This window comes from Herbiconiux sp. VKM Ac-1786 (assembly GCF_015350805.1).
Lineage (GTDB): Bacteria > Actinomycetota > Actinomycetes > Actinomycetales > Microbacteriaceae > Herbiconiux.
In genome coordinates this window covers 1,490,381-1,507,856 of sequence record NZ_JADKSG010000002.1, presented here as the reverse complement: position 1 = coordinate 1,507,856, position 17,476 = coordinate 1,490,381, and the positions used below count along the sequence as shown (strand labels likewise).

Below are 17,476 nucleotides of genomic sequence, written 5' to 3'. Positions count from 1 at the left end.
GCCCTCACCGCTCCCCGGGAGAGGTGTCGAGGATGCGCGGGCAGGGCACGAGGAACCACGTCCCCGCCGGGCCGATCGGCACCCGCACCGACGCCGAGGGATCGGCGGCGCACTCGGCGCGGAAGCCCGGCACGGACACGCTGAGTTCGGGCACCCCGGCCTTGTTGTCGGGCGAGCGGTAGTCGACGACGCCCGGGGCGATCAGCGCGGCGGCCAGCACGACGACGACACCGGCGCCGACGGCACGGCGGCCGCCCCGCACCCCGGGAGCGGGCAGCCAGGCGCTGGCCGTCGAGACGATCGAGACGATCAGGAGCAGCGACGGCACCACCAGGTAGCGGCCGCCGAGGAACACCTCGGTGCCGGGCTCCTGCAGGCCGAGGCGGTTCCAGGTGAGCACGGCGGTGGCCGTGAAGAAGCCCGCGGAGGCGGCGAGGGCGATGGCGGGCAGGCCGTCGCGCCGGAGGCGCAGCGCGATGAGCAGCACCAGCACCGCGACGAGCGCCGCGGCGATCAGCACGACGGGAAGGCGGCCGAGCCCGGCGTACACCGTGCTGCCGGTCGTGTGCCCGAGCAGGTCGCCGAAGACCACCCGCACGAGATAGGTGGACGCCATGGTGGCGGGCTGAAGGGTGGGATCGCCGCGGTCGCGCTCGGTGCCGAGCACGACGATCACCTGCACGACCGCCGCCGCGGCGAAGACCAGCCCGACGACGTTCTCGCGCAGCCGGGGGAGCACGACCGCCCGCGCGATCACGAGCGGGGCGAAGGCCAGCGAGAGCGGATCGCTCAGCACGGCCGCGGCGACGAGCGCCGAGCCGAAGACGGTGCGGGCGATCCCCGGTCCGGAGCGGGCGGAGACCACGAGGAACAGGGAGAACATCAGGAACCAGTGCGAGTTCGAGACGTTGGTCGCGACCTCCAGCGAGCCGATCGGCACGATGAGCACCAGTAGCCAGAGCAGCACGCGCAGGGGGAGCCGCACCCGGTCGCGCGTGAAGACGAAGGCGGCGACGGCCGCCGCCGACCAGACGGCGGCTCCGGCCAGGTTCATGCCGGTGCCGAGCTCGGTCGTCGGCAGAACGGTCTCGACCAGCTGGGCGGCGGTGCGGGGGAGGAAGTGCATGTAGCCGGCGTAGGGGGTGAACAGCATCCCGAGGTAGTCGTGCCGGAACGCGCCCTCCAGGAACTGGTTGCCGTCCTCCGACCAGAGCACGTTGCGCTGGCCGTCGGGCAGCCGCAGGGCGGCCACGGCCGTGCCGGCGGCGAACAGCGCCGCCACGGCACCGGCACGCGCGGCGAGGGGCCGGACGCGGCCGGGCTCCCGCCCGAGCAGCCAGTCGGCCGCGCGGGTCAGCGGCACGCCGTCACCGCGGTGTCACCGGCCGTCACGACGGAGGGACGGTCAGCCGTCGAGGCGAGCAGGGTGCCGTCGTCGTCGACCCCGACCGGGAGGGAGGCGGCGCTCGTGGGGTAGCTCAGCGTCACGATCGTCGTGGCCTCCAGCGGCGCGACCGGAGCGAGAGCGACCTCGGCCGTCGCCGGCAGGGCGAGCGAGGCGTAGGGGGCGATGGTCTCGCAGGTGGCGAGGTCGTCGGTGACGTCGGTGCCGGTTCCCGTCCACTGCACGTTCAGCGAGACCTGGTCGGCGCTCAGCACCGAGGGCTCGATGTCGGCGATCCGGTCGTCGGCGGCCATCTCCGACAGCTCGGCCCAGGTGACGGTCGGCGCGAGCTGCGGCGACGGCACCGCGTCGGGGTTCACGGCCACGAGGCCGTCGTCGCTCAGCGAGGCCGCCGCGCCGAGCAGGGCGGCGTTGCCGGCCTTCCACTGCGAGAGCCCCTCCGCCTCGTCGCCGAGGGCCACGGTGTTGATCGCGGCCCAGCCGCCGAGCAGCAGCACGAGCAGCACGACCGCGATGCGGGTGCCGCTGACGAAGCGGGTGAGGCTCGCGACGAAGACCGGGATGGCGACGATCAGGATGAAGTACGAGTAGCCGCCGCTGGCCGACTCCGCGACGTCGCGGCTGAGTCGCCCGATCAGGGTGACGGCGAGCGAGAGCACCAGCGCGACCAGGAGGAACAGGTAGGTGCGGCGGGCGCGGCTGCTGGGCGCCAGGGCGCCGGGGCGCACGGCCAGGTAGGCGAGCACGCCGACGGTGGCCACGACGAGGAGCGCGGGGGTGAAGGAGTCGGCGACCGGGATCGAGTCGTTGACGGCCTTGGCGAGCAGGGCGTAGACGAACGCGGGCCCGTCGCGCAGCACCTGCTCCAGGCTGTGGGCGCTGTTGTAGCTCGGGATGGTCCAGAACACCCGCACCGCGACGAACCAGACCGCGGGGACGAGCACCGCGATCGCGCCGAGCAGGTAGCGGCGCAGCGTGAGGAGCGCGAGGCCGGCGGCGACCCCGAGCGGGATGTACGCGGAGCCGCTGAAGGTGCCGAACAGCGACAGCAGCACGATGCCGGCGACCCGGAGGCGCGGCCCGACGCGGGGCGACAGCGCGAGGTAGAGCACCCAGAGCCCGGCGGCCGTCGCTGCCGTGTACTGGAACTGGCCGGCCCAGGTGACGGTGCCGGCTCCGGCTGCCATCACGAGCACGGGGGCCACCACCGCGACGCAGACCGCGCGGGAGGGCACGACGAGTCGCAGCAGCGCGTACACGGCGACGCCGCCGGCGAGGTGGCAGAGGAGCATCGGCAGGGCGTAGAGCCAGTAGCCCTGCAGCCCGATGGTCTGGTAGAGCAGCGAGAACCAGACCTTGGTGAACAGGATCGTGTGCTCGTTGTGCGGCGTGATGATCCAGCGCAGCCAGTTCGCCCCGTCGGGCGGGGTCAGGTAGTCGAACTCGTCGTAGATGAAGTACTGCTTGCGCACGTCGGAGAACACGATCGCCGCGGCCACGAGCACGACGAGCGCGAGCGCGATGGCCGCCACGACGTCGGGGTTCAGCCGGGCCCTGACGGCGTGCAGCCGCTGCTGCGCGCCGATGACCACGCGATCGACCGCCGCGTCGACGCGACCGGCCGGGGTGGTGCGCGGGGAGCTGTCGATCATTTCTGGCCGCCGTTCGTGGGGGAGGGGTGCAGCTGGTCGGTCGAGAGGGCGCCCGCGGCCACGAGGGCGCGCAGGTCGCCCACGGTCAGTGAACGGCCGCCGGTGTGGACCACCGGCGGCCGTTCGGGGAGGAGCTAGATCGTGCCGTCGGCAACGGCGTTCTTGATCCACGGGATGACCTCGTCGAGCATGTCGTCGAGCGTGGTCGTCGCCTCGAAGCCGAGCAGGTCCTTCGCCTTGGTGACGTCGGGCACGCGCTTGGCGACGTCGTACTCGAAGCCGGGGTCGGAGGTGTAGTTGAACGGCACGTCCGGGCCCTTGATCTTCCGCCAGATGGTCTCGGCGAGCTCGAGCACCGAGTGGCCCTCGGCGGTCGAGACGTTGAAGTCGTTGTTCAGCGCGGCCGGGTGGTCGAGCGAGAGCACGATGCCGCGCGCGAGGTCGCCGCCGTAGGTGTAGTGACGCACCTGCTCGCCCGAGCCGAGGATGTGCAGCGGGTCCTGGCCCTTCAGCACCTTCTGCACGAGGTCGGGGACGACGTGGCTCATGGCGAGCTTGACGTTGCCCGAGTCGATCTCGACGTCGCCGAGCGCACGGCTCTCGCCGATGCCCACGCAGTTGAAGGGGCGGAGGATCGTGTAGGGCAGCTTGTACTGGTCCCACGCGGCGCGGGCGAAGTACTCCACGGCCAGCTTCTGGAAGCCGTAGCTCGACAGCGGCGGCGGAACGATGCGCTCGTCGCCCTCCTTCGACGGCCAGCGGTCGGTCGATTCGAACACCATCGAGCTCGACATGTAGGTCACCTTCTCGAGGCGGCCCTTCTTGTGCGCGGCGATCGCGGCGTCGACGCTCGAGGCGATGATGCGCTCGTTCTGCGCGAGCAGGTCGTAAGCGTAGGTGTGGAAGTACGAGATGCCGCCGATCAGCGCGGCGCCCGCGATGAAGTGGTCGCAGTCCTCGAGCAGGCGGGTCATCAGCTCGACGTCCTGCACGTCGCCGACGACGAGCTCGTAGTTCGGGTTGTCGTCGTAGGACTTCTTGACGGGGCCGTACTTGGAGTAGTTGTCGACTCCGACGACCTGGTAGCCCTTCTCGAGGAGCTCCTCGACGATGTAGCCGCCGATGAATCCCGCGGATCCGGTGACGAGAACCTTCTTCATATGATGCGTTCCTTCTGGTGGGTGTTCAGCGTGGTGGTCATGAGGTGGTGGGGGAGTCGGTGAGCGCGCGCAGCTCCTCGACGGTCAGCTTGCGACCGAACGCGAAACGGTACCAGCGCAGGTACTTCGGGATCCATTTCGCGAGCTTGAAGTTCGACTCGCCGAAGGCCCGGTCGAGCCAGATCGTCGGGATCTCGGCGACGGGCAGCCGCAGCCGCCTCGCCTTCGCCGTGAGCTCGAGGCCGATCTCGAAGCCGTCCTTCGAGTCGATCCCGACCTGGCGCACGAACTCGGCGTTGTAGGCCTTGAACGAGTTCGTGGCGTCCCGCGTGCCGGCGTTGGTGAACACGTGCAGGGTGATGCCGGCCATCCGCGACAGGAAGCTCTTGAAGCGCGGGCCGCCGACCTGCTGGCCACCGGGCATGTAGCGCGAGGCGGCCGCGACGACGACGCCGCGCTCGACCAGGCGCACGAGGTCGTCGATCTGTCGCGGGTCGTCGCAGCCGTCGGCCATCGTCACGACGACGGTCTCGCTGGTGGCGTGGTCGATGCCGTAGCGGATGGCGTAGGCGGGGCCGCGGCCGTAGTCGTTGATCAGCACCTTGAGGTTCGGCCGCCCGGCCGCGGCGTACGCCTCGACGACCGGCACCGTGGTGTCGGTCGTGGCGTCGACGACGACGAGCACCTCGGAGTCGAGCTTCACGGCCTCGAAGATGCGGTCGAGACCGGGGACGATGTCGTCCCCCTCGTTGTACGCGGGGATGACGATCGAGGCGCGCAGCCCGTCGGTCAAATGACGACTCCCTGACCGAGGAGGTTCCAGACGTCGGCCACCGGCTTGTCGGTGACGAGGCCCTTGTACTCGCTGTGCGGGGTGGCGACGATCAGGATGTCGGCCTTCTCGAGCACGGCGTCCAGCGGCAGCAGGGTGTCGTCGGTCTCTTCGGTGACGTAGGGGTCGGTGCCGATGACGGCCTTGGCCCGGAACTTCAGCACGCGGCGCAGCTTGTACGACAGGCTGGAGCGGATGTCGTCGGAGCCCGCCTTGAACGACATCCCGAGGATGCCCACGGTGAGGTTCTCGAGGTCGAAGCGCTTCTCGAGCTGCGTGACGATGTAGAGCGGCAGCCCCTCGTTCACCTGCATGGCCGAGTGGCCGAGCGCGAACTTGTTGTCGCTGAAGGCGGCGAGCTGCATCGTGTCTTTGAACAGGCACGGGCCGGCGGCGAAGCCGGGGCCGGGAAGGTCCTTCGCGCGGGGGTAGTCATGGGTCAGGCCCTTGCGGATCTTCTCGAAGTCGAGGCCGCGGTCGTTCGCCATCATGTAGAACTGGTTGGCCGCCGCGAACTTGATGTAGCGCCAGGTGTTCGTGAACAGCTTCGCGAGCTCGGCCTCCTCGGGCTCGAGGTCGACGATCTGCTCGGTCAGGGTCGAGAACAGAGCGGATGCCCGTGCCCGGCCGGTCTCGGTGCGGCTCGACACGATCTGCGGCAGCGTGAACAGCTCCTCCATCGCCTTGTGCTCGGCGATGCGCTCGGGGCAGAACGCCACCTCGGTGGCGAGGCCCGCCTCGCGCAGGCGGCGCTCGACCAGCGCGGTGACGCCCGGGTAGACGGTGCTGCGCAGGATCAGCAGCTGCTCGTCGCTGAAGAAGGGCATGCAGGTCTCGAGCGCCTTGGGGATGGCGTTCGGGTCGGGGTTCAGGTGCTCGTCGACCGGGGTGCCGATGACGACGATGACGTTCTCGGCGGTGGCCACGACGCTCGCGTCGGTGGAGGCCGAGAACATGCCGTTCGCCAGCACCTTCTGCAGCACGGGCTCGGCGCCCGGCTCGCTGAAGGGCATGCGGCCGGCCAGGATGCCCTCGACCGCGCGCTCGCTCACGTCGTAGACGACGACCTTCGAGCCGCGGTCGGCGAGCGCGATGGCCAGGGGGAGGCCGACGTGACCGCCGCCTCCGATGACGACGACGTCGTTGCTGAACTTCGATGACACGCGGTTGACCTCGTTCGTAGGGGGATGTTCGGCTGCGACACGATTAGTCGACAGCGGTAGAGCAAAGGACACAATACAGCGACGGTTATCATTTTGAGGGCTCGGGACACGAGCCCCCGGCACCGACGCGCAGAAGGCACCATCAGTGAAGAAGATCTGGGACTATCTCTGGGAACGACTGGTGCGCTACGCGCTGAAGTTCGGAGTGGTCGGACTGGTCGGCTACGTGATCGACCTCAGTGTCTCGAACCTCCTCTGGTCGGGCGCCCTCGGCGACGGCTGGTACGAGACCCCGCTCGGCGGCAAGTTCATCTCGGTCGCCATCTCGACCCTGGCCACCTGGTTCGGGAACCGGTACTGGACCTTCCGCGACCACCGGCGCAAGAACTTCCTGCTCGAGCTGGCCGAGTTCACCCTGATCGCCGTGCTCGGGCTCGGCATCTCGCTGGCCTGCCTCTACGTCTCGCACTACCTGCTCGGCCTCACGAGCATCGTGGCCGACAACATCTCGGGCAACGTGATCGGGCTGGTGCTGGCGACGGCGTTCCGCTTCCTGCTCTACCGCTACTGGGTGTTCGCGCCGAACCGCGCCGACGGGTTCACGGCGCTGAAGAACCGCGAGGCCGCGGAAGCCGCTGCCGAGCAGGCCGTCAGAGACGCACAGGCGCGCTGACCGCGCCGGGCTGCCCGTAGTCGGTTCCGCCCTGACCCGGCCCGAAGCCGAACGGCCCGTCGGGCGCGAACGTCGCCGGCGCCGCGACCCACTTCGGGTCGCGCCCCACGACCACGACGGTGAGCGCGAACGCCACCGCCACCAGCGCGAACGCGACGATCAGCGGGACCGCTCCGAACGGGGGCACCCACGCCGACGGCTCGAGCATCGCCGGCCAGTCGGTCTTGTACCCCGAGGCGAAGCGCCGCAGTGTGGTCGCGAAGGCGTACACGGTGGCGTAGACCCAGGCCGCGCCGAACAGCCAGGCCACGAAGCCGAGCAGCACCCGGGGCGGGCGCCGCTCGAATCGCGGCGACGTCGCGACGGCCGCGGCCATCCCGAGCAGGAAGGTCATCAGGAGGATCAGCGTGTACCGCCCCTGCCAGATGAACCCGCCGGCGGTGACGTAGAACGCCTGCACGAGCGGCGGCAGGAAGAAGAAGGCCAGCGCCAGCGCGATCACGAACGCGAGCCGCCGCCCGCGCACCCAGACGAGCACGCCCACCGCGATCAGCGCGAAGATCACGTAGCTCACCCAGTACACCGAGGGGTGCAGCGTGGTGTCGAGCCAGCCCAGGATGCCCACCATCTGCCGAAGCTGCAGGTAGAAGTCGCCCAGCAGCCCGAAGAACCCCTCGACCGGGCTCAGCCCGACGCCCTCGTTCACCGGCGGGGTCGCGGGCCCCGCGCTCGGAGCCGTGCCGAGCGAATTGCTCGTCAGAGTCCACCACGCGCTCGCCAGCGCCGTCGCCACGATCAGCAGGATGCTCACCAGCACGCTCGGCCGGCGCAGCAGCGCCCAGAGCTCCCGGCCGCTGAGCAGCAGCAGCGGCAGCGCGAGCAGCACGGCCACCCAGAGCGGCGAGATGCCCCGCGAGTTGGAGACGAGGGCGGCCGCGACGACCACCATCGCGAGCCGGCTGCCGAGCAGCCGCGGGTTCGGCTGCAGCACGATGCCGAGCATCGCCGTGAACAGTGCGAGGCCGCCGGTGTACTCCAGCGCGTTCGGGTTGACCGTGCCCATCAGGTAGACCGCGATCGGGGTGAGCCCCGCGAGCAGGGCGACGGTGGGCAGCCGGCGCCGCTTCCACGACCCGATCATGTAGAAGCACGACGCCACGAAGAACGAGGTGATCACGGCGCTGACGATGCGCATCGCGTAGATGCCCGAGATGTCGGGCAGGGCGAGCGAGGGCCAGCCGACCATCCAGTAGTAGACGGGGTTGTACAGGCTCGCCGCCGAGTAGCTCTCGACGAGCGCCGAGGGGTCGCCGCTGAACTCCGGTGCGCAGGAGGCCGGGGTGTCGGCGAAGAACGCGAAGCAGTTCTGGCTGTACTCGAACGCCAGCGCGGCCGGCACGTGCAGCACGCCGCCCGTCGGGATCATCGTCTCGGGCAGCAGCTCGCCGCGCACCACCGATCCCGCCTTCACCACGTGGGCGGGCTCGTCGGGCGAGCCGCCGATCGGGGTCGCGAGGGCCCAGAGGGTGCCCATCAGCGCGATCAGCAGCCAGGGCAGGAGCAGCCAGCGGCCGACCGGGCGGGGAACGGGGGCGGTGGCGGCGGGAGCCGCCACGGGTGGTGCGGACGTCATCGATTCCTTCGCGACTCGATCTCGGCGAGAGCGGCCTCGAGCTCCCGGATGCGCAGGTCCTGCAGTGCGACCGACTCGGCCAGCGTGCGGGTCTCGCTCTCGAGCTCGGTCAGCTCGCCGGAGTGCTGGATGGAGACCAGGAACAGCACCGCGATGCTGAGGAAGAAGACGAGGTTGGTCGGCACCGTGACGCCGACGAGCGAGGCGGCCCAGCCGAGCAGGTCGGGGAAGACGCCGATGATCAGCGCGACGATGCCCGCGAGCAGCCACCAGATGGCGTGGCGCTCCCGCAGGTGGTGGCGGCGGAGCGACTCGATCACGACGCCGAGCACGATCAGCGCGGCGACGATGCCGAAGATGTAGGTGACGGTGCTCATGCGCTCACCGCGGGGGGCTCGACGAAGGTGACCGGCGGGCGGATCAGGGCCACGAACAGCGCCATGCCGGCCCGGCCGAGGTAGACGGCCGCCTTGTACGGGTTGTGCGAGGGCACCCCGCCGGCGCGCGGCCGCATGGCCACGGGCACCTGGGCGACGGTGAGCTTCGCCCGCGAGGCGATCACGAGCGACTCGACCGTGTCGCCGAGGTACTCCGAGGGGTAGTGCTGCGCGAACAGCGCCACCGCCCGGGGCCCGCTGGCGCGGAAGCCCGAGGTCGTGTCGGTGAGCCGGGTCTTCGTGAGCGAGCTCAGGATGCCCGAGAGCACCTTCATCGCCCAGTGCCGCGGCCCGCGCACGGCGTAGTCGCCCACCCCGGCGAACCGCGCACCGAGCACCAGGTCGTGGTGCTCGAGCTGCTCGACGAGGGTCGCGATGCCGGCCGGGTCGTGCTGCCCGTCGGAGTCGACCTGCACGACGTTCCGGAATCCGTTCTGGATGGCGTACTTGAAGCCCGCGCGCATGGCGCCGCCCACGCCGAGGTTGATCGGCAGCCGCAGCACGGTCGCCCCGGCCCCGGTGGCCTCGCGGGCGGTCGCGTCGCGCGAGCCGTCGTCGACCACGAGCACGGCGACACCGGGCACGGTGGCGAAGACCTCGCGCACGACGGCGGCGACCGACTCCTCCTCGTTGAACGCGGGCATCACGATCAGCGTGCGTTCGAGGGCGGTCGGCATGCGCCCCATCATAGCGGCGGGCCCCTGTCAGGGCCGGGAGAGCCGGGCCTCCAGGGTGTCCGGGATGCGGCCGGTGCGCCCGGCCCAGCCGTCGCGGAGGCCCGCCGCCGCCGCGCGCAGCCGGGCACCCCGGCCCGGCACGAACAGGGTGACGATCACGAGGTGGCGGAGGTCGGCGACGGTCTCGCGCACCGGGCGGTAGCCGCGGTAGAGACCGCGTCGGCGGTTCAGGAGCACCCGGTTGCGGCTCAGGTAGTAGTAGCGGAACGGCGCGCTGTGGGTGAGCTCGACGGAGCGGCCGGCGATCGTCGCGGTGTGCCGGCGGCCGAGGCTGTGGCCGAGCTCGGTGCCCCGCGCGTGCACCACGGCGAGCCCCGCCCGGGCGGCGCGGAGGGCGTAGTCGGTGTCGACGCCGTCGATGAACAGCTCCTCGGCGAAGCCGCCGACCGCGTCGAGGGTGCTGAAGGGCACGAGGAGGCCCGACTGGATCGGGGTGCGGCCGAGCAGGATGCCGCGCTGCGTGCGCACCGCGGGGTCGGGCTGCCCCGAGATGGCGGCGGGGGCGGCGAGGCCCGCGGGGATGCCCGCGCCCCGGGCGGTGCCGAGCGTCGCGACGAGGGCGTCGACGAAGCCCGCGGCCACGGCGGAGTCCTCGTCGACGGTCAGCACGTGGCGGGCGCCGGGAACGGCGCGGGCCGCTGTGGTGCCGGTGTTCAGGGCGGCCGCGATGCCGCGGTTGACGGGGTGGCGGAGGATGGTGGCGCCGGCGGACTCCGCCGCCAGGAGGGCGGGACGCGCATCCGTCGACCCGCTGTCGTCGACCACGATCACGCGGGCCGTCTGCGGCACCAGGCTCTGCACCAGCTCGGCGAGCCGGGGGCCCGGCGCGAAGGCGGTGACGACCGCGACGACCTCGTCTGACACACTGCACCTTCCCGACCCGGAGCTCCTCCGGGCGCGCCTACTATGCTTGCACGCTATGACCGGAGAGCCGCGGGCGACGATCGGCCGGCGCTCCTTCGTGGGCGTCGGGGTCGCGTCGCTCATCTCGGCGGGTGTCGGCTTCGCGGTCATCATCATCGTGCCGAAGACCTTCGGCGACGACCAGGCCGCCACCACGACCTTCCTCGCGTTCTGGTCGTTCCTGTTCGCCTGGTACGGCATCCTCGGCGGGCTCTCGTCGGAGACCACCCGCGCCGTGCACGTCAGCGACGCCCTCGACCGGCCCGACCGCCGCGAGCCGCGGCTGCTCGGCGTCGGCCTCGCCGTCGGCGTCGGGCTCGGCGTGCTGCTCTGGGCGTCGAGCCTCTGGTGGGGCCCCGCCGTGCTCGGTTCGGAGTACGCCTGGCTCGCCGGGCCGCTCAGCTGCTCGGTCGCCCTCTACTCGGGCCACGCGACGATCGTCGGCATCCTCGGCGGGCGCCTGGAGTGGGCCACCTTCGCCCGGCTGGTGATCGGCGACTCGGCGCTCAGGATCGTGCTCGTCGGAGGTGCGGCGCTGATCGCCGCCAGCGTCGCGGGGTTCGCCGTCGCCGCCAGCGCCGCCTCGGTGGCCTGGCTGATCGGGCTGCTGTTCTCGCCCACGCTGCGCCGAGCAGCCTCGGCCCGCAGCGACGTGGGGCTCGGCGAGCTGCTGAAGCGCATCGGGCACGCCTGCCTGGCCTCCGGGTCGAGCGCGGTGCTCGTGGTGGGGTTCCCCGTCATCCTCACGCTCACCTCCACCCGGGCCGAGTACGAGGCCGCCGCCGCGCTGCTGGTCGCCGTCACCTTCACCCGGGCGCCGCTGCTCATCCCGCTGAACGCCTACCAGGGCGTCGCGATCGCGCACTTCGTGAACAACCGCTCGGCGGGGCTCCGGGCCCTCGCTCCGGTGGCGCGGCTGATCGCCCTGATCGCCGTCGCCGGCGCGGTGGTCGGCGGGCTGATCGGCCCGTGGCTGCTCACCCTCGTCTACGGCCCCGACTACGTCATCAGCGGGTGGACGGTGGCCGGGCTCGTGCTCGCCGCCGCGATGCTCGCCCTCCTGACCCTGACGGGCGCGCTCTGCCTCGCGCTCGAGAAGCACCGCTGGTTCTCGCTCGGGTGGCTGGCGGCGACGGCGCTCGCCGTGCTGATCCTGCTGCTGCCGCTCGAGGGCGAGGGCGGCACCGAGCTGCGCACCGTGCTGGCGCTCGGCATCGGTCCGCTCGCGGGACTCGTGATACACCTCGTCGTGCTGCGGCGCGCGAGCCGTCAGGAGAGGACGGTGACGGCATGAGCCCGGGCGGCATCCGTGCCAGCGTCTGCATGGCCACCTACAAGGGCTCGGCCTACGTGGCCGAGCAGATCGAGTCGATCGTCGCCCAGCTCGGGCCCGACGACGAGCTCGTGATCGTCGACGACTCCTCGCCCGACGACACCGCCGCCGTCATCGTGCAGACCGTCGCGCGGCTGAACGAGTCGCGGGTGTTCCTGACCTCGACGAACGAGAACGTCGGCTACGTGCGGGCCTTCGAGGCGGCCATCCGCCGGGCCCGCGGCCGCTACGTCTTCCTCAGCGACCAGGACGACGTCTGGACCCCCGGCCGACACGAGGCCATGATCGCCGGGCTCTCCGACGCGCTCGTCGTCGCCGGCAACCACTCCATCCTCGGCCGCGCCGGCAAGCGGCTGTGGTACCCGCCGCTCCGCGACAGCACATCGTCGAAGCACCTGCTCAACCTGTTCGCGATCCTCATCGGCTACCGGCCCTACTTCGGCTGCGCGATGGGGTTCCGGCGCGAGGCGATCGACGGGGGCATCCTGCCGATCCCGGCGTTCGTCACCGAGTCGCATGACGTCTGGATCGCCATCACGGGCAACGTGCGCGGCAGCATCCGCCACCTCGAGCGCGACGTCGTCGAGCGCCGCCTGCACGACTCGAACCAGACGCCGCTCGGCGTGCGGGGGCTCGGCACGATCCTCCGCGCACGACGGATGCTCGTCCGAGCCGTGCTCGAGGCGTGGCGCCGCGCGCTCGCCGCCAAACGGGCGCGGCGCTAGCTAGCGCAGGAGGTGGCGCAGCAGCGCGCGGCGGCCCGCCGGGTCGGCCGCGCGGAGGGCCGCGGGCAGCTCCGAGACCGCGTTCAGGCGTGAGGTCGGGTGCAGCCGGGCAGCCCGCTCGGCGCGGTGCCAGCGGGCGGCGTGCGCCCGGGCCGCGGTCTCGGTGAACAGCGCGTGCTCCTCGGCGAACTTGGCGCCGTCGGGCCCGGTGACCGCCGAGACGCTCGTGGCGTGCCGGCGGTAGGAGAAGACGACCTCGTCGTCGATGAGCATCGAGCCGCCGTCGAAGACGATGTCGAGCATGAGCTGCAGGTCCTGCACCACCTCGTAGCCGGGCCGGAAGCCGAAGCGCCGGAGCGCCTCCGACTGCCAGACGACCGAGGGGAAGTAGGCCCAGTTGCCGATCAGCAGGCTGCGGGCGAGCGGTTCCCCGGCGAGCACCTCGGGCTTCGGCCCGCGCGGGCGCAGCACGGCCTTGACCCGGTCGGCGAGGGGGCGGTGCCCTCGCCCGTCCGCGTCGATCACCTCGACGCCCGGCTGCACGATGGCCGCCTCAGGATGCTCGCGCACGAGCTCGGCCACGCGGGCCACGTAGCCCGCGTGCATCCGGTCGTCGCAGCCCATCAGCACGGCGCGGTCGTTCTCGATCAGCCGCACGCACTCGCGGAAGTTCGCGCCCACGCCGAGGTTCACCACGTTGCGCAGGTAGTGCACCCGCGGATCGCCGAGCGACGCCGCCCACTCGCCGGGAGCCGGATCGGGGTAGACGTCGTCGACGATCACGAGCCGCCAGTCGGGGTCGCTCTGGGCGAGCACGCTGTCGACCGCCTCGCGGAAGTGGTCGAAGCGGCCGTAGAACGGCATCATGATGTCGAGCGTCACGGGGTGGTCTCCTGGGAGGGGGCGGGCACGGGGTCGTCGGCGCGGCGGAGGTTGCGCCGCCAGCTGAGGTCGCGGGCGGCCTTGACCGAGCAGATCACGAGCAGCAGCCAGCCGTACTCCACCAGCACGGCGCTCTCGGCCGAGCTGGTGACCACGAGCACCACCATGACGAGGGCGATCCAGACATAGACGATGCTCTTGCGGGCGGCCGCGAGCACCCAGGCGCGGCCCATGGTGAGCGCGACGAAGACCACGAAGATCGCGATGCCGATCAGGCCGGTCTGGAAGTACACGTCGAAGTAGGCGTTCAGGGCCGAGGTGTGCGCCCGGTTGCCGATCACGTCGAGCGCGAAGAACGGCGAGACGTTGGAGCGCCAGAAGCCGGTCCAGCCCCAGCCCTCGAGCGGGTTGAGGTCGATCAGGCGCCAGAGCTCGCGCCAGATCTCGAGACGGTAGGTGAACTCGCGCCGGGTGCTCAGGATCTCCAGGATGCGCCCGCGCACGAGGAAGCCGAGCACGAGCGTCAGCAGGCCCACCGCCAGCAGCACGAAGTGCCAGCCGCGCCGGGTGTCGGGCGCGGCCCGGCGCAGCGCGAACAGCACGAGGGCGGCGACGGCCGTGACGACGGCGACGCCCACGGTGACCGGGGAGCCCGAGAACACGATGGCGAGCGCCGCGACGACCACCGAGAACACCCCGGTGCCCCGGCGCACCGAACGGGTGGCGAGCTCGATCACGAAGGTCACCAGGGCGATCAGGCCGACGAAACCGAGCATGTTGCGGGTGCCGAGCACGCCCTGGATCGGGCCGCCCGACGCGAGCGCTCCCGTGACGCCGAGGAAGCGGATGGGCACGTCCAGCAGCACGCCCGAGACCACCTCGACCACGAGCGAGAGCGTCAGTACGACCCGGAGCACGTCGCCGAGGGCCCGGACGATCTGGATCAGGTCGCGCACCACGGCGACGTAGATGCCGAGGAAGGCATACGCCAGGAGATAGGCCAAGCCGTTCAGCGTCGAGGGGAGGTACTGGCTCCAGAGCGAGGTCAGCGCGCACCAGGCGAGGAACAGCAGCAGCGACACCGGGAGCAGGCCGTGCCAGTCGAGCTCGCGCCAGCGGCCGGCGAACGACAGGGCGGCGAGCAGCACGAGCACCGCGATCATGGCGATCAGCCCGGGCCAGCCGACGGTCGCGCGCAGCAGGTGCGAGAGGAAGGCGGTGGCGAGGATCGCGACGGTCAGCGCCTTGGCGAACCGGGTCTGGCCGAAGAAGGTCAGCGCGGCCGCGACGGGGTGGTGCGGAGGCCTCGGCTCCGCGGTCATCGCCGCGCCGGCTCGGCCAGGCCGATGAGACGAGGCGGCTCGGTGCCGAGGTCCTGGGCGACCGCGCCCAGGTCGAGCTTCGTCTTGACCGCGATCACGACGAACAGCAGCCAGCCGCCCTCGACCAGCAGCCGGCTCTCGACGACGCTCTGCGCGAGCAGGGCGGTGAGCAGCAGGATGGGCGCCAGCGTCAGAGCGACGCGGGGGAGGGCCTGGCCGCGGGCGTCGAGCGGGTGGTCGACCGCGAACCACCAGCTGCGGTAGAAGGTGCCGACGGCAAGCATCGCGAAGAGCACGAGGCCGACGACGCCGACCTGCAGCAGCACGTCGAGCCAGGCGTCGTGGGCCTGCAGGTAGACCACGCCCTTCCGCTCGGCGAGGCCGTCGAAGGGCTCGACCCAGGGAGCCCAGTAGCTGATCCAGCCCCAGCCGAACGCGGGGCGCTGCGCGGACAGCTCGCTCACCGCGCGCCAGATGTCCAGGCGGCCGGTGAGATCGTCGCTCTTGCCGAAGAGCCCGAGGATCTGCGACCAGAAGGTGCTGACTCCGACGATGGCGAGGGTGACGACCGCGGCGACGCCGCCGAGCAGCCAGGTGCGGCGGCCGGGGCCGGCGCGGCGGGCGAGCAGGAGCACGCCGAGCATCCCGGCCGTGATCACGAGGGCGGCGACGGCCGTGGCCGAGCGGGTGAGGGCGAGGGTGGCCACTGCCACGACGACCCCGGCGAGGGCGGGCCCGCGACGGCGGAGGCCCTGAGCGAGCTGCACCAGCACGAGCACGAGGGCGAGCACGGCGACGAAGGCGAGCAGGTTGCGGTTGCCGACGATGCCCTGCACGGGGCCGCCCTCGAACAGCAGGCCCTGCGACCAGTAGAAGGCGTCGGGCACCTTCTGGCCGGCGTAGTCGGTGAAGAAGGGGAGCACGGGCTGCCGCACGATGACGGCGACGATGAGCTCGAACAGCAGCGAGAGCCCGAGGATCCAGTTCAGCGCGGTGGACGCGGCCGCGACGATCTGCGGCCAGCTCAGGGCCGCGACGAGGAACAGGGCGCAGAGCGTCGTCGCCGCCTGGGCGAGGAGGCCGAGCACCGTGGCGCCCGGGTAGAACGACCACGCCAGCGACAGCACGAGCAGCAGACCGAACAGCACGAAGGTGCGCGGCAGGCGGCGCGGGTGCAGGCGGCTCCAGAGCCGGCGCCGGGTGAGCAGCACCGCCGAGGCCGCCGTCAGCACCGCCGCGACCGCGAGGTAGCCCCACCAGCCGATCAGGTTGCGCCACAGGTCGGCACCGAACGCCGTGAAGAACACGAGCACGGCGAGCGACCGGATCACGGCGTCGGTCGGGTAGCGCATGCGGTCGATCCTACCCAGGGCCCCGCGGATGCGACGGGGGCGCATCCGCCATCGGCTCAGACGAAGGCGGCGAAGCCCGTGAGGCTGCGGCCCACGATGAGCGTGTTCATCTCGCGCGTGCCCTCGTAGGAGTAGAGCGCCTCGGCGTCGGCGAAGTGGCGGGCCACGTCGTATTCGAGCACGATGCCGTTGCCGCCGAGCGCCTCGCGGCACCAGGCGACGGTCTCGCGCATCCGGGCCGTCGTGTAGGCCTTGGCGAGGGCCGAGTGGTCGTCCTTCTGCGTGCCCTCGTCGAGCATCTGCGAGACGCGCACGACCATGCCGAGGCTGGCGGTGATGTTGCCGATGCTCTTGACGAGCAGGTCCTGGATGAGCTGGTGGCTGGCGATCGGCTTGCCGAACTGCACGCGCTCCTTGGTGTACCGCAGGGCCGCCTCGTAGGCGCCGACCGAGTTGCCGACCGCGGCCCAGGCCACCTCGGCGCGCGTCAGCCGCAGCACCTTGGCGGTGTCGCGGAACGAGTTCGCGTTCTGCAGCCGCAGGCTCTCGGGCACCCGCACGTCCTCGAGCGTGATGTCGGCGTTCTGCACGATGCGCAGGCTCTGCTTGCCCTCGATCTTGGTGGCCGTGTACCCGGGGGTGCTCGTCGGCACGATGAAGCCCTTGACCTGGCCGTCGGCCGCATCCTTCGCCCAGATCACGGTGATGTCGCTGAAGGTCGCGTTGCCGATCCAGCGCTTGGAGCCGTTCAGCACCCACTCGTCGCCGTCGCGGGTGGCCACCGTGCGGAGGCCCTGGGCGCTGTCGGAGCCAGAGGTCGGCTCGGTCAGGCCGAAGGCGCCGACGATCTCGCCGCTGGCCATCTTCGGCAGCCACTCGGCGCGCTGCTCGGGCGAGCCGGTGACGCTGATCGAGCCCATCGCGAGGCCGTTCTGCACGCCGACGAGGGTGGCGACGCTGGCGTCGACGCGGGCGAGCTCGAGGGCCACGAAGCCGCGGAACACGGCCGAGTTCTCGAACGGCTTCGTCTCGTCCCAGGCGTAGCTGTAGACGTTGCGCCCGGCGAGGCCCTTCACGATCTCGTGCGGGAAGGTGGCTGCCTCCCAGTGGCCGTTCACGATCGGCTTCACCTCGGTCTCGAGGTAGTGCCGGAGCTCGGCGATCGCCGTCTTCTCCTGCTCGTTCAGAAGATTCTCATAGGAGTAGAAGTCACTGGCGAGGAGCTCGAAGGTCATGGCCGGAGCCTATTCGGGCGTGCATCCGGGGA

Annotated in this window: 16 protein-coding genes; 3 read left to right on the top strand and 13 right to left on the bottom strand. The window is 71.4% G+C overall.

What is annotated here, in order from left to right:
- Positions 1-4: 4 nt before the first annotated feature.
- The 5 genes from ITJ64_RS18170 to ITJ64_RS18150 form a co-directional block, all read right to left on the bottom strand.
- Positions 5-1,363, bottom strand: coding sequence for a hypothetical protein (locus tag ITJ64_RS18170; RefSeq protein ID WP_194682061.1), 1,359 nt, complete (start codon positions 1,361-1,363; stop codon positions 5-7).
- A complete protein-coding gene (locus tag ITJ64_RS18165) occupies positions 1,354-3,057 on the bottom strand; it encodes a hypothetical protein (RefSeq protein WP_194682060.1) in 1,704 nt (567 codons plus the stop codon). Before ITJ64_RS18165 ends, ITJ64_RS18170 begins: the two co-directional genes overlap by 10 nt.
- Positions 3,058-3,191: 134 nt before the next feature.
- Positions 3,192-4,217 carry an NAD(P)-dependent oxidoreductase gene (locus ITJ64_RS18160; protein ID WP_194682059.1) on the bottom strand — a complete coding sequence of 342 codons (1,026 nt, stop codon included), beginning with the start codon at positions 4,215-4,217 and terminating at the stop codon, positions 3,192-3,194.
- Between the two features lie 37 nt (positions 4,218-4,254).
- A complete protein-coding gene (locus ITJ64_RS18155; RefSeq protein WP_194682058.1) occupies positions 4,255-5,010 on the bottom strand; it encodes a glycosyltransferase in 756 nt (251 codons plus the stop codon).
- On the bottom strand, positions 5,007-6,212 hold the full coding sequence (locus tag ITJ64_RS18150) for a nucleotide sugar dehydrogenase (protein ID WP_370545259.1): 1,206 nt from the start codon (positions 6,210-6,212) through the stop codon (positions 5,007-5,009). The genes ITJ64_RS18155 and ITJ64_RS18150 overlap by 4 nt, the downstream gene beginning before the upstream one ends.
- Before the next feature lie 145 nt (positions 6,213-6,357).
- On the opposite strand from ITJ64_RS18150, the gene ITJ64_RS18145 reads away from it, so the two are divergent.
- Positions 6,358-6,885 (top strand): GtrA family protein, encoded by a 528-nt coding sequence (locus ITJ64_RS18145; RefSeq protein WP_194682057.1) that lies wholly within the window; start codon positions 6,358-6,360, stop codon positions 6,883-6,885.
- On the opposite strand, the gene ITJ64_RS18140 is transcribed toward ITJ64_RS18145, so the two are convergent.
- Genes ITJ64_RS18140 through ITJ64_RS18125 form a run of 4 tightly spaced genes read right to left on the bottom strand, consistent with a single transcriptional unit; the run spans position 6,863 to position 10,556 of the window.
- Positions 6,863-8,518 (bottom strand): DUF2142 domain-containing protein, encoded by a 1,656-nt coding sequence (locus ITJ64_RS18140; protein ID WP_194682056.1) that lies wholly within the window; start codon positions 8,516-8,518, stop codon positions 6,863-6,865. The genes ITJ64_RS18145 and ITJ64_RS18140 overlap by 23 nt on opposite strands.
- Positions 8,515-8,895, bottom strand: a complete 381-nt coding sequence (locus ITJ64_RS18135) for a DUF2304 domain-containing protein (RefSeq protein ID WP_173184042.1) — start codon at positions 8,893-8,895, stop codon at positions 8,515-8,517. Before ITJ64_RS18135 ends, ITJ64_RS18140 begins: the two co-directional genes overlap by 4 nt.
- Positions 8,892-9,632 carry a glycosyltransferase family 2 protein gene (locus ITJ64_RS18130; RefSeq protein ID WP_194682055.1) on the bottom strand — a complete coding sequence of 247 codons (741 nt, stop codon included), beginning with the start codon at positions 9,630-9,632 and terminating at the stop codon, positions 8,892-8,894. Before ITJ64_RS18130 ends, ITJ64_RS18135 begins: the two co-directional genes overlap by 4 nt.
- Positions 9,633-9,659: 27 nt before the next feature.
- Positions 9,660-10,556 (bottom strand): glycosyltransferase, encoded by an 897-nt coding sequence (locus ITJ64_RS18125; protein WP_194682054.1) that lies wholly within the window; start codon positions 10,554-10,556, stop codon positions 9,660-9,662.
- A gap of 55 nt (positions 10,557-10,611) precedes the next feature.
- Between ITJ64_RS18125 and ITJ64_RS18120 the strand changes: the two genes are divergently transcribed.
- Positions 10,612-11,889 carry a hypothetical protein gene (locus tag ITJ64_RS18120; RefSeq protein WP_194682053.1) on the top strand — a complete coding sequence of 426 codons (1,278 nt, stop codon included), beginning with the start codon at positions 10,612-10,614 and terminating at the stop codon, positions 11,887-11,889.
- Positions 11,886-12,653, top strand: coding sequence for a glycosyltransferase (locus ITJ64_RS18115; protein WP_194682052.1), 768 nt, complete (start codon positions 11,886-11,888; stop codon positions 12,651-12,653). The genes ITJ64_RS18120 and ITJ64_RS18115 overlap by 4 nt, the downstream gene beginning before the upstream one ends.
- Here ITJ64_RS18115 and ITJ64_RS18110 read toward each other — a convergent pair whose 3' ends face one another.
- From ITJ64_RS18110 to ITJ64_RS18095, 4 genes are read right to left on the bottom strand one after another with little or no spacing between them, the layout of a single operon-like run.
- On the bottom strand, positions 12,654-13,535 hold the full coding sequence (locus tag ITJ64_RS18110) for a glycosyltransferase (RefSeq protein WP_194682051.1): 882 nt from the start codon (positions 13,533-13,535) through the stop codon (positions 12,654-12,656).
- Positions 13,532-14,857, bottom strand: coding sequence for an O-antigen ligase (locus tag ITJ64_RS18105; protein WP_194682050.1), 1,326 nt, complete (start codon positions 14,855-14,857; stop codon positions 13,532-13,534). Before ITJ64_RS18105 ends, ITJ64_RS18110 begins: the two co-directional genes overlap by 4 nt.
- Positions 14,854-16,209, bottom strand: coding sequence for an O-antigen ligase (locus ITJ64_RS18100; protein ID WP_194682049.1), 1,356 nt, complete (start codon positions 16,207-16,209; stop codon positions 14,854-14,856). Before ITJ64_RS18100 ends, ITJ64_RS18105 begins: the two co-directional genes overlap by 4 nt.
- A 56-nt stretch (positions 16,210-16,265) precedes the next feature.
- Positions 16,266-17,444: an acyl-CoA dehydrogenase family protein gene (locus ITJ64_RS18095; protein WP_194682048.1), complete on the bottom strand. Its 1,179-nt coding sequence runs from the start codon at positions 17,442-17,444 to the stop codon at positions 16,266-16,268.
- Positions 17,445-17,476: the final 32 nt, after the last annotated feature.